This is a genomic window from Nocardioides sp. (assembly GCF_036503465.1).
Classification (GTDB): Bacteria; Actinomycetota; Actinomycetes; order Propionibacteriales; family Nocardioidaceae; genus Nocardioides.
The window spans coordinates 66,182-78,353 of sequence record NZ_DASXWU010000023.1 but is presented as its reverse complement, the minus strand read 5'-3'; the positions used below and the strand labels follow the sequence as shown (position 1 = coordinate 78,353).

The window sequence follows — 12,172 nt, the reverse complement described above, 5'->3', positions numbered from 1 at the left end:
TCAGGCGAAGGCCGCGGGGTCGACCGAGACCCAGAGGTGCTCGGCGCCGGCGACGACGCGACCCTCGGCGTCGTACATCGTGGACGACGTCCAGGTCTTGCGGCCGTCCCGGCCGCGGCCCATGCCGACCAGCACGTGCTCCCCACCGACGACGGGAAGCGAGTCGAGACGAGTGGTCATCCGGGCCAGCACGATCAGCCGTTCCTCGAGGTCGCCGGCCCACCCGCCGATGCAGTCGAGGGCGGCCCAGGTGACCGGGAGGCTCGCGCGGCGCTGCGCGTCGACGTAGGCATGCCAGTCCTCGGCGACCGTGGCGTCCGGCGTCCAGGTGGCGGCGACGCGGGGACGCGGCGCGTCGTCCACGTCGGACGAGTCCGGGACGCGGCCCGGGAAGATGCGAAGGCCGTCGCCCGGTTCGCGGCCGGTGCCGCAGGAGAAGCAGGTGGGGAAGGGGTGGCCGGCGAGTCCGGCGTACGACGCCTCCGCGGCGCGGGCCTCGTCGTACGCCACCGGTGCGACGTCCGGCACCTCGTCGTCGGTGCGGCGGGCGGACAGCACGGGGCGACCGTCGTACGTCGCGACGACGCCGCCGTCATCAGACGGCGCGACCGTCATCGGCACCTCGAGTGGCGGCGGAGCCAGCAACGAGACGGTGATCGTCGGCCAGGGGCGGGAGTGGTCGGCGGGAGAGCCGTCGTGGACGTACGCCGCGACCGCGCCGGCGCTGTAGCCGCCGTTCCCGGAGGACGGCGGGCCGCAGAAGCGGCTCGGCACGACCAGGCGAGGCAGGTCGGACTGACTCATCGGGCTCCTCGTGGTGCGGAGTCCCTCACTCTGCCAGGCCCTCGGCTCAGGCAGGGACATGGGTCACAATGGGTCGGTGAGGACGCGGTGAAGACCCGGTGAGCGACCTGATCGACACCACGGAGATGTACCTCCGGACCATCTACGAGCTGGTCGAGGAGGGCATCGTGCCGTTGCGTGCCAGGATCGCCGAGCGGCTGCACCAGTCGGGACCCACCGTGTCGCAGACGGTCGCGCGGATGGAGCGCGACGGCCTGGTCACGGTCGAGGGGGACCGCCACCTGGAGCTGACCCAGGAAGGACACCGGTTGGCGACGCGGGTGATGCGCAAGCACCGGCTTGCCGAGCGGCTCCTCACCGACGTGATCGGTCTCGACTGGGAGCTGGTCCACGCCGAGGCCTGCCGGTGGGAGCACGTGATGTCCGAGACGGTCGAGCGCCGGCTGGTCGACCTGCTCGGCCACCCCACGGAGTCGCCGTACGGCAACCCGATCCCGGGTCTCGGCGAGCTGGGTGAGAGCGGCTCCGACGCCCTCTTCCTGGACGGCACCGAGCTGCTGGCCGATCTGGCGGGGGAGGAGCAGGCGAGCGTACGGGTACGCCGCATCTCCGAGGAGCTGCAGAAGGACGAGCCGCTGATGGGCACGCTGCGCCGGATCGGCGCCCTCCCCGACAAGGTGGTCGCGGTCACCGCGACCGACGCCGGGGTGCTGGTCGGCTCCGGTGGCGAGACCGCCGAGCTCGACCTCGAGGCCGCCGGGCACATCTTCGTCAGCCGGGTGTGAGTCGGGCGGCGCGAATTCCCCGCTCAGGCGGGGAACTCGACACTTGTCTGGGCAGATTTCCCCCACTATGTGCAGAGTTCCCCGCTCAGGCGGGGATTTCGCCGCCCGCCCCTCGCACCCGCGCCAGGGCGGTGAGGAACTCCGAGCACCCGGCGTCGAGCTTCACGCTCGCCAGGTCGTCCCCGCGGGTCGCGCCACGGTTGACGATCACCACGGGTACGCCGGCCCGCACCGCCCGGCGGACGAACCGGAAGCCGCTCATCACCGTCAGCGACGAGCCGACCACCAGCAGCGCGTCGTCGGAGCCCAGACCGTCGACGGCGTCGTAGCAGCGCTGGACCCGGGCGGCCGGCACGTTCTCGCCGAAGAACACCACGTCGGGCTTCAGCACGCCGCCGCACGACTCGCAGGACGGCACCGCGAAGTCGGTGGTGTCGTCAAGTTCGACGTCGCCGTCCGGTCGGGACTCGGCGTGCGCGTGGCGCGCGGCGTACCCCGGGTTCGCCGAGACCATCCGCGTGTCGAGTGCCGCCCGCGAGGAGGTCCGTCGGCAGGACAGGCAGGTCACGTCGGCGATGCGACCGTGCAGCGCGACCACGCGCCGGGAGCCTGCGGCCTCGTGCAGGCCGTCGACGTTCTGGGTGATCAGCAGGTGCGGATCAAGAGCGGCCAGCGCGTGGTGCCCGGCGTTCGGCGAGGCGCCCCGCATCCGGCCCCAGCCGAGGTGACTGCGCGCCCAGTACCGCTGCCGGGCCGCAGGCCCGCTCACGAACTCCTGGTAGGTCATCGGCTGCCGCGCCGGCGAGCCGGGACCCCGGTAGTCGGGGATTCCCGAGTCGGTCGACAGTCCGGCACCGGTGAGCACGACGAGGCGGGCGTGCCGGAGGATCGCCGGTACGGCGATCGCGCGCAGCTCGCTGGGTGCCTCGACGGTCATGATCAGGCTAGCTCGCGTACCGTGCCCGCGCCCGGGAGCGACGCTTCTCGGCCTCGACCTCGCGGTTCTTGGGCGGCGCCGTGGTCACCAGGTCGTCGAGCAGGTGCTGGGTGACGTGGGCGATCTCGTGCACCGCCCGGTCGAACGCCTCCTGGTTGGCCGTCGACGGGCGGGTGGTGCCGCTGACCTTCCGGACGAACTGGAGCGCGGCGTCGTGGACCTCCTGCGAGGTCGCGGGGGGCTGGAAGTTGTTCAGCGGGCGGATGTTGCGGCACATGGCTCGAGCCTACGATCACACGCCCAGGAACCGCACCGAGTCGCCCGCGACCAGCACCACCCTCCCGTCGCCGAGTGGCAGGGTCCGGATCTCGTTCACGTCGGGGTCGGCGACCGGCACCAGCCGGCTTCCCAGCGACCCGTCGCGCACGGTCAGCACTGACACCCACGCCGGGGGCACCGGCGTCGCTGGGTGAGGCGCCGTGCCGCCCCACACGCCGTACCCGGACACCACCGTGAGCAGCACGCGCCGGTCTGGCAGCCAGGTGACCTGGTGCGGCTGGGTGGCAGCCATCGGGACGCTGCCCCCGGGATAGGAGACGGTGTCGACGTCGCGGGGGTGCGCGTGGTCGGAGATGTCGAAGAGCGTCGCCTTCCCGCGTTGCAGCGGGACCGCGATCTCGGGTCCCGCGATCGGGGGGTCGACGGGCTCCGCGGTCGCCGTGCCGCTGTTCGGAAGTCCGGGCGCCGGCTTCGGGGGAGCCGGCACCGTAGGCGGAGGCAGCGGCGTCGGCAGGGTCTGCTCGGGAGCAGGGGGCGCGAACACGTCGGTCGCTGAGGTCTGCCCGAGCCCGAGCAGGAGGTGCGGCGCGACCGGGTGCAGGTACGACGACCAGCCCGGGAGGTGGAGTGCCCCCAGCACCCTCGGGGAAGTCGGGTCGGTGAGGTCGACGACGTAGAACGGGTCGGTCTGCCGGTACGTCACCAGCACGGCCAGGTCGTCGAACCACCGCACCGACATCAGCTGCTGACCGGCTCCCAGCCCGTCCAGGTGGCCGACCTCGACCAGCCGCCCCGATGCGGACCGCAGCAGCCGGATCGAGGTGGCCGCGTCCGGCGAGCCGGCCCGGACGGCCACCCGGAGGACACCGTCGTGCTCGTCCATCGACCAGCTGCCGGTGACGGTGCCGTCGACCGATCCCATCCCGACGTAGCGCGCGGACGTTCCGGTGAGGTTGAAGCCGTAGATCCGGGTCGGACGGCTCCCGTCGACCGGCATCATCGGCAGCGGCCCGGGTGGCGCGTACGCGGACCACGGCGAGGCCGCGACGTACAGATGGGTCGGCGACATGTAGGCCGTGTCCGAGGAGGTCGCCACGGCGGTCGCGTCGGTGTGTGCCGGTGCGGTCGCGTCGAACCCCACCACGGTCAGGGTGCCGAGGCCGTTGAAGGTCTCCGGCACCGCGACCTGGCTGCAGTCGACGAGCGGACTCCGCCGACCGGCGCCCTCGGCGTACGACGTGACCCCGGGCAGCCAGTCCTCGACCGTGGATTCGCGCACGACCTCCCGGTTGTGGGCGAGTGCCGCCGTCTCGCTGACCCAGCCCGACGGCGTCTCGAAGTCCAGCGTCGGCAGCCCACCCTCGAGCACCAGCCGGACGGTGGATCCGACCTGCCGGGCGGTGACCAGGGACCCGTCGTACAACCGCGAGTCCACGAGGGTCGGGTGGCTCGGATCCGCGAGGTCGAAGGTGCGCACCCACGTCCGCGGCGGTGGCGGGATCATCGGCGCTCCCGCCGTCGGGTCCTCCAGCCAGGTACCGATCACGACCGCGTGGTCACCCGACAGCAACAGCATGGGATCACCGAGCCGGTCCAGCGGCGTGACGCCGAGCCACCTCGGTGCCGGCCCGCTCACGTCGTCCGTCTCGAGCACGCCGCGATGGATCCGCACCAGCAGGTCGCCGGACACCTTCGCGATGTCCGGCTCGTCGACCCCGGCCTCCTGCACGTTCGTCCCGGTGCTGCTGCCGGTCGTGGTGTCGAGCCCCGCCTGCGGGTCCGACGTGGAGCCGGACGCATCGGCGGCGGTGCCCGGAGCCGCGACCTGGGGCACCAGCGGTCCGCGATACATCGGCCCCTGCCACCCCCAGGCGGTCACCCGCTCGACGCCGTGGTCGACGTACCACTGGCGCACCCGGTCGCACGTCAGCCCGCTGTCGAGGCCCGCCCCGGTGAGCCGGTACGACGGCTGGTCGCCGCGGCCGTCCGCGACCAGGAGGCCAGCGGCGAAGGCGGTGGCCAGCGCCACCAGCACGGTCACCGACGCCACGACCCTGCGCAGGATCATCGGTCCGGTCATGCTCATCGGACGGCCGGTCTGGCCCGGGGGTTCCCTCTGCTGAGACGATGGAGCGCATGACCGACGCGTCATCGTCCCCATCCTCGTCGGACCGCGAGCTCGACCTCGTCCTGTTCGGGGCCACCGGTTTCACCGGGCGCCTCACTGCGGAGTACCTCGCCCGGAACGCTCCAGCCGGTCTGCGCTGGGGCCTCGCCGGCCGCAACCGGGACAAGCTCGAGGGTCTCCGTGAGCACCTCACCACCCTTGGCGGCGATCTCGGCCCGGATCTGAGCGAGCTGCCCCTCCTGGCCGCCGACGTGACCGACGACGTGTCGCTCAAGGAGATCGCCAACCGGGCGCGCGTCGTGATCACGACCGTCGGCCCCTACCTGCACTTCGGCGAACCTCTGGTCGCCGCCTGCGCCGAGGCAGGCACGGACTACGTCGACCTGACCGGCGAGTCCGAGTTCGTCGACCGCACCTACGTCGCCCATCACGCGACGGCACAGCAGACCGGCGCCAGGCTGGTGCACGCCTGCGGCTTCGACTCGATCCCCCACGACCTCGGTGCCTACTTCACCGTCCAGCAGCTGCCCGACGACGTCCCGATCACGCTGCGGGGCGTGGTCAGGGCGAGCGGGATGATCTCGGGCGGCACCTTCCACTCCGCGATGAACGGCTTCGCGCGGGTGCGTCAGAGCCGGGCCGCGTACGCCGCGCGGCGCCAGGTCGAGCCGCGACCCGAGGGGCGCAGCTCCCGCCCCGTCGCCGGGAAGCCGCACCGCGACCCGGTGCTCCACCGCTGGCTGCTCCCGCTGCCGACCATCGACCCGATGATCGTGGCCCGCAGCGGCGCCGCCCTCCCGGCGTACGGCCCCGAGTTCCGCTACTCCCACTACGCCGGTACGCGGACGTTGCGGTACGCCGTCGGCGGGGCGTCGACCGTGGCGGCGCTGGGAGTCGCCGCCCACGTGCCTCCGGTCCGCCGGGCGCTCCTCGACCGGATCAGGCAGGGCGAGGGCCCGGACGCCACGCGCCGGGCGCGCTCGTGGTTCACCGTCGACTTCGTCGGCGAGGGCGGTGGCCAGACCGTCCGCACCCGCGTGTCGGGCGGCGACCCGGGCTACACCGAGACGGCCAAGATGCTCGCCGAGTCGGCGCTGTGCCTCGCCTTCGACGACAACCCGCCGACCTCGGGACAGGTGACGACGGCCCAGGCGATGGGCGACGCGCTCACCGAGCGACTCCGCGCCGCCGGCCTGAAGTTCGAGAACCTGTAGGGAGGACCGTCCGATCCGGCGACGCCGGAGGGGACGACCGCAGCAAACGGAGCAGCGCGCTCGCGCGCAAGCCGCCTACGGGATGGTGACGGTCACCGTCCTGATGCCCACCGTCTCCAGCGGCCCGCCGCGGTAGATCACGGTCAGGGTGTGCGTCCCGCGCCGCATCGGCGCGAGCCGCCGGCTGCCCCGTCCGTCGGTCACGTCGAACAGCCCGACCCGGTGGTCGCCGAGCCTCACCCGGGCCACGCCGTTCGGTTCAGTGATCCCGGGCGACTCCACGAGCAGGCGGAGGAAGACCCGGCCGCCGCGCAGCGAGGTGCGCACGTGCAGGCGTGGAGTCGTCTTGACGTCGCCGACCGCCACCGACCGCCGCGCGCGCGACAGCCAGTTGTCCGCGCTCATGGTCACCGAGACATGGAGGTGGTGTCCGAGGTCGGAGGTCTGGACGACGTACGTCGCCTCGCGCGCGCCTCGGACCCGCGTGCTGTCGCGGTACCACTGGAACCGTGGTGTCGCCGCCGACGGCGCGACGTTCGCGAGGCGGGCGGTGAGGGTGCTCCCCACCACCGCGCGGCCGTGGATCGTCGGCCTGTCGAACGCGACCCGGCCGAAGACGACGCGGTCCGTGGTCACCGACTCGGACGACGCCGGTGTGTAGCCCGCGCTTCTGGCGGTGACCACGACGTGGATGCGCTTGCCGGCTTCTGCCGCGGTGGGGTGGTACGTCGGACTTGTGGCGCCCTCGATCGCCGTGCTGCCGGCGTACCACTGGTAGCGGAACCCGTCCGGGGTGATCGACCAGGTGCCGTTCGTGGTGCGGAGCGTCCGCCCGACGACGGCCCGGCCACTGACGACCGGCGCCTGGTGGTTGTGGATCACGCCCGGCAGGACGTCCGCTGTCGCAGGCGTCGTGACCACCGCCGTCAGGTAGCCCGGCCGCGAGGCCAGGACCTTGAGGGTGACCGGCTTGCCGAGGTCCTCGGGGCGCGGGGTGAAGGTGCTCCGGGTGGCGCCCGGCACCGGCTCGCCGTCGACGAGCCACTGGTAGCCGACCGCGGGCCGCGGCGACCACGTGCCCTTGTCGGCCGTCAGCTCCTCGCCGACCTGGGCCGTGCCGGAGATCGAGGGCGCGACGCTGTTGAGGAACGTGCCCGGCGCAACGCCGTCCGTGGCGACGGACGTGGCCACCGCGTCGCCGTATCCACGCTGCTTGAGGGTGACGCGGACCGCGATGTTCTTGCGCAGGTCGCCCGGGGTCGGCGTGTACGCCGTCCCGGTGGCACCGGAGATCGGTGTCCCGTTCGCGAGCCACTGGTAGCTGACCGAGCCGGGCGGGTTCCAGGTGCCGGCGCTCGCCGTCAGTGGCCGGTCGACCTGGGCGACGCCCGAGACACTGGGCGGGCTGCTCGCCACGAACTGGCCGGGCACCACGTCGTCCGTCGGGTCGGACCTCACCCGCAGGGTCCGGTAGCCGGGGGCGCTGAGCGCGACCCGCACCTTCAGGCCGTCGCCGAGCTGGTCGGCGGTCGGGGTGAAGCTGGCGGCGGTGGCGCCGTCGATCTTGTCGCGGCCGGCATACCACTGGTAGTTGAAGGTGCCACGCGGGCTCCACGTGCCGCGGTCGGCGGCGAGGGGGATGCCGACCTGGGCCTTGCCGTCCACCGTCGGCACGGTGGTGTTCACGAACTCACCCTTGATGACGTCGTCGGTGGCGGCGGACTTGGCCCGGCCCGAGTGCGCACCGGGTTTCGAGGCGGTCACCCTGGCCTGGAGCTGGTCGCCGAGCTGGTCGGCACCGACCCTGAGCCGTCTCGTGGTCGCTCCGTCGATCCGCTTGCCGTCGGCGTACCACTGATAGCTGAAGGTCAGGTTCTTCGTGGTCCAGGACCCGTTGCTGGTGATGAGCTTCTGGCCGACCTGCGCCGTACCGGTCACCTTCGGTGCCACGGTGTTGCGGATCTGGGTGTCGCGGATGTGGAGGAAGCCGCTCGGCCACAGCGAGCTGGAGCTGGAGATCGTGCGGGTGTCGTACCCGCCGCGGCGGAGGTAGTTGTACTCCTCGATCGTGATCGCGCCGTCGCCCACCTTCTGCACCCATGCGACGTGGCCGCGGGAGGAGCCGGCGGACCCGGCCGCCCACCAGGCGACCGCGCCACGCGTCGGGTTGTTGTCGACGGGGATGTCGAGCGCGACCGCGGCCTTGCGCCAGTTGGACGCGTCGCCCCAGTGCTGGCCCTGCCAGTAGTCGTTGAACGCGACCTGGTTCTCCGAGTTCAGCCGCCAGGCCACGAACGACGTGCACTCCCGGTTGTAGAACTGCCACGGATCGACCAGCGAGTCCTGCGGCGCGTTTTTCAGCCGCGTCGGATAGTCGTCGACGCCCGACGCCGCGCTCACCGGCTCGGGGTGCAGCATCGGGGCGACCGCGGTGAGCAGTCCCAGGAGCAGGACGAAACCCGCCCGGCGTGTCAAGGAGGCACGCCGATCCGAGCGACGTCTGAGGCGCATGTGGCAGACGTTAACTGTGGGAAAGGCGTGGCGGGAGAGGCTTCGGATAACTACAAATGTGTAGTTTCCGGCGCGGAATCGTGTGTCGATTCTCGACCATGGACGCCGCCGCCGTACGGCGATTCGCAGAGCCCGTGGCCTGAGCTTGCGAAGACCACGAGCACGGCTCGAAGGTTGAGGAGGGTGGACGCAGACCGGCGCGCAGCGACGGGAGTGTCACGCGTCTCGAAATCCGGTGACTGTGCCTGGGGCGGTGACCGGTGTCTGCTCGGCCTGCCGTGGTGCCCCAGGCCGGAGTCGAACTGGCGGGCCTGTCGCCCTGGGGGAGTCGGCTGCTCTGCTCGCCTGCCTTGGTGCCCCAGGCCAGAGTCGAACTGGCGACCTTTCGCTTAGGAGGCGGCTGCTCTATCCACTGAGCTACTGGGGCGGACGCACCATCTTGACAGGCGACGGGGGAACGCACCGAGTCGGCGCGTTCAGGCTCGGCCGCCTCAGTCGTGGAACGCAGTGATCCCGGTCAGCGTCGGCACGAAGACGAACCCGCCGTCGACGATCTGGGAGGGGAAGTTGGGGAGGTCTCCGGCGTGGATGCGCTGGATCGCGTGGCCCGTGGACAGCCGGAGCACGACCAGGTCACCGGAGTAGCGGTCGGCGACGTACACGCGGGGGCCGGCGATGACCGGGGCGCCGAATACGTTGTCCGCCGACCAGGTCCAGTGCAGCTCGGAACGGCCGACGCGGAGTGCCCGGATCTGGTTCTCGCCCAGACACGGCATCAGCACCGTCCGTCCCACACGGGCGCCGCCGCCGAACGCGCGGCAGCCGGTGCGGCCGGCCACCGCGGAACCGACACCTCCGAAGTGTTCGCGCAGCAGATAGACGACACCGCGCTTGCCCGCGATCACGATCCGCCTCACCGAGGGAACCGACATCGGGGCCATCGAGCCCAGGTCGAGATCGTTGGCGTTGTCGTCCTTCCACGTCGCCGGGGCGAACACCGATCGCCGGATCAGTCGCTTGCCGCTGAGCTCGGTCACCGAGTCGCTCTTGTCCCAACGCCCGTTCACCTCCGCACCGTTCCCGGCAGCGACGTACACGTGGCCGTTGCGCCCCAGCCCCGGCCCCGGCGTTGCCCAGATCCCGCCCTCGCGGGCCGTGGGTACGGCGTAGTGGAAGGTGCGGCCACCGCCCTTCACGGACGTCGAAGTCACGTAGCCCACGTAGTCGTCGCAGTCGCCGGCGAGGCCGCCGAAGGAGACGAGCACCCGGCCGTGCGCGACCAACAGGGCCGCCCGCTGCTGCTCGGCCCTGCGGTTGCGATCGGGCAGTAGGTCGAGCGAGCGGTGCCAGCGCTTCGCACCGGTCGCCGCGTCGAGTGCCCACAGCGTGTGGTGCCCGCCGACGGTCTCCGCGACGGCGAACACCGACCCGGTGCCGGCGTCGTACGCCGGGGTGCTGGTGATGCCGAGCGGGTCGATGTTGCCGCACGGCAGTCCGCCCAGCGGTTGCGGCGTACCGAGGCTCTTCTTCCAGCGGACGTGTCCCGTGCGGGCGTTAAGCCCGTAGACCCGGTTGCCCTCGGTGGCGACGATCAGGGTGCTGCCGACGAGGAGCGGCTCGCCGTACACCGCGTGGCCCAGACCCTTCGTCCACGCATGCACCAGCGGGGTGCCCACGGCATGGTCGGTGTGGCCCGAGCGGGACGTGGTCCGGTGGTAGGTCGACCAGGGGGTGAACGCGCTCCCGGTGCGCTGCCCCGGAGAGGTCGGGCGGGTCGTCTCGCGGGAGGTGGGGCTCGAAGCGGGGCTCGAGGCGGCGCTGCGGGAGGTCTCGGCGTCGGGTCGTGACTGCGCGGGCGAGGCGGAGGAGCAGGCGGCGGCCAGGACGCAGGTCAGGGGCACGACCACCGACACCAGGCGACGCATGACCTCAGTCTGGCTTCCCCCGTCACTCGCGTCACCTGTCCGTGCGCGCAGGTTACGGGCCGGTAGGGCGGCGAGTTGTGATCGCGCCGCGTCCTGGTCACACTTTTGTCACGCCCCGTATGTTGGGATAGCCCCGGTCGTGCCCGGCCGGCGGCCCGATCTTCGTGACCCGAGGTACCTCGCTGATGTCTGCCCCGCCCTCCGACGGCCCCGGGAACCCCGGCGACGCCACCGTCGGTGGGAAGCGGAAGGGCAGGGCCAAGGCCCACCACACGGTGGCCAAGGCCGTGGGCGCGACCATGGTCGTGATCTCGCTGATCACCGGGCTGACCGTGGTCTTCCTCTACCGCCACTACAACGGCAACCTCAACGTCAAGGACATCTCCACCGAGCTCGGCACCGACCGTCCGACTCCGACGGCACCGAAGGGCCCTCACGGCCCGATCAACATCATGATCATGGGCTCGGACAACCGCGACGCGCCCGGCGACCACATCGACAACCTGACCGGCATCGGCAAGCGGTCCGACACCACGATCCTGCTGCACCTGTCGGGAGACAGGCAGCACGCGTACGGCGTCAGCATCCCGCGCGACTCCATCGTCAACCGGCCCACGTGCCTCAACGACAACGGCAAGGTGATCTCGCCCGAGGCGACGGGCGTGATGTGGAACGAGGCCTTCAACATCGGCGGCCCGGGCTGCACGGTGCGGCAGTTCGAGCAGCTGACCGGTGTCCGGGTGGACCATTACGTCGTGGTCGACTTCAACGGGTTCAGGTCGATGGTCGACGCGATCGGCGGGGTCGAGGTCTGCATCCCGCATGCCGTGAACGACCCGATCGGGCACATCACCCTGCCCGCCGGCACCCACAAGTTCACCGGTGAGCAGGCGCTCAACTACGTCCGCGAGCGCCACTCACTGGGCAACGGGTCCGACATCGGACGGATGAAGAGGCAGCAGGCGTTCATCGCCTCGATGGCTCATCAGGCCATCAGTGCGAACACCCTGGCCAACCCGATCCACCTCGCGAAGTTCATCGACGCGGCCACCAAGTCGCTGACGCTCGACCCCGACATCGGGAACATCTCCAAGCTGGTCGGGCTGGCTTGGCAGTTCCGCCACATCGGCCTGGACCACATCCAATTCGTGACCACGCCCTGGGAGCCGGACCCCAGCGACCCGAACCGCGTCGTCTGGGCGCCCGCGGCCCGTTCGCTGTGGAGTGCCATCAAGAACGACCAGGTGCTCACCAAGGCGATGCTCAACGGCTCGTTGAACGCCAAGCACATCCCGGGCGTGACCAAGCACCCGAAGAACGGCAAGCAGGAGCAGGCCCAGGCCGCCAACAACCTCGCCAATGGTCTGTGCGCCTGATGAGCGACGAGCACGTCCCCGCCACGCCGCGCCCCGGCCAGGAGCCCGAGTGGCAGCGCAGGAAGCGCCTCGCAGCGGTGTTCGGCGACGTCCTGCCCGAGACCACCCGCGACGAGCGCGACCCCGAGGCGGCCGCCGACGATGCGGCCCAGGACCGGTGGCTGCGCAGCCAGGTGCCCCCGCACCACGGCTGACCGCGGCACGGGGCTGACC

10 protein-coding genes and 1 tRNA gene are annotated in these 12,172 nt (G+C 71.6%); 4 read left to right on the top strand and 7 right to left on the bottom strand.

Translation table 11 applies throughout. The features are described from left to right. Positions 1-804, bottom strand: a complete 804-nt coding sequence (locus tag VGK78_RS03625) for a hypothetical protein (protein WP_331525984.1) — start codon at positions 802-804, stop codon at positions 1-3. A gap of 98 nt (positions 805-902) precedes the next feature. Here VGK78_RS03625 and VGK78_RS03620 point away from each other — a divergent pair, with 98 nt between their 5' ends. Then, positions 903-1,589, top strand: a complete 687-nt coding sequence (locus VGK78_RS03620) for a metal-dependent transcriptional regulator (RefSeq protein WP_331525983.1) — start codon at positions 903-905, stop codon at positions 1,587-1,589. A gap of 85 nt (positions 1,590-1,674) precedes the next feature. Here VGK78_RS03620 and VGK78_RS03615 read toward each other — a convergent pair whose 3' ends face one another. Genes VGK78_RS03615 through VGK78_RS03605 form a run of 3 tightly spaced genes read right to left on the bottom strand, consistent with a single transcriptional unit; the run spans position 1,675 to position 4,885 of the window. Next, positions 1,675-2,526, bottom strand: a complete 852-nt coding sequence (locus VGK78_RS03615) for an NAD-dependent protein deacetylase (protein ID WP_331525982.1) — start codon at positions 2,524-2,526, stop codon at positions 1,675-1,677. Positions 2,527-2,533: 7 nt separating this feature from the next. Next, complete coding sequence (locus VGK78_RS03610) at positions 2,534-2,803, bottom strand: DUF2277 domain-containing protein (RefSeq protein WP_331525981.1); 270 nt, start codon at positions 2,801-2,803, stop codon at positions 2,534-2,536. A 15-nt stretch (positions 2,804-2,818) separates the two neighbouring features. Next, a complete protein-coding gene (locus VGK78_RS03605) occupies positions 2,819-4,885 on the bottom strand; it encodes a beta-propeller domain-containing protein (protein WP_331525980.1) in 2,067 nt (688 codons plus the stop codon). 56 nt (positions 4,886-4,941) lie between these two features. Here VGK78_RS03605 and VGK78_RS03600 point away from each other — a divergent pair, with 56 nt between their 5' ends. Continuing rightward, a complete protein-coding gene (locus VGK78_RS03600) occupies positions 4,942-6,147 on the top strand; it encodes a saccharopine dehydrogenase family protein (protein ID WP_331525979.1) in 1,206 nt (401 codons plus the stop codon). A gap of 75 nt (positions 6,148-6,222) precedes the next feature. On the opposite strand, the gene VGK78_RS03595 is transcribed toward VGK78_RS03600, so the two are convergent. The 3 genes from VGK78_RS03595 to VGK78_RS03585 form a co-directional block, all read right to left on the bottom strand. Continuing rightward, entirely contained in the window at positions 6,223-8,622 is a 2,400-nt protein-coding gene (locus tag VGK78_RS03595; RefSeq protein ID WP_331525978.1) for a CHAP domain-containing protein, read from the bottom strand. Between the two features lie 387 nt (positions 8,623-9,009). Further along, a tRNA-Arg gene (locus tag VGK78_RS03590) sits at positions 9,010-9,085 on the bottom strand. A 64-nt stretch (positions 9,086-9,149) separates the two neighbouring features. Next, positions 9,150-10,583, bottom strand: a complete 1,434-nt coding sequence (locus tag VGK78_RS03585; RefSeq protein ID WP_331525977.1) for a PQQ-binding-like beta-propeller repeat protein — start codon at positions 10,581-10,583, stop codon at positions 9,150-9,152. A 185-nt stretch (positions 10,584-10,768) separates the two neighbouring features. Here VGK78_RS03585 and VGK78_RS03580 point away from each other — a divergent pair, with 185 nt between their 5' ends. Together VGK78_RS03580 and VGK78_RS03575 are read left to right on the top strand one after the other, a co-directional pair. Continuing rightward, positions 10,769-11,959, top strand: a complete 1,191-nt coding sequence (locus tag VGK78_RS03580; RefSeq protein ID WP_331525976.1) for an LCP family protein — start codon at positions 10,769-10,771, stop codon at positions 11,957-11,959. Continuing rightward, positions 11,959-12,153 carry a hypothetical protein gene (locus tag VGK78_RS03575; RefSeq protein ID WP_331525974.1) on the top strand — a complete coding sequence of 65 codons (195 nt, stop codon included), beginning with the start codon at positions 11,959-11,961 and terminating at the stop codon, positions 12,151-12,153. The genes VGK78_RS03580 and VGK78_RS03575 overlap by 1 nt, the downstream gene beginning before the upstream one ends. The last annotated feature ends 19 nt before the right edge of the window (positions 12,154-12,172 follow it).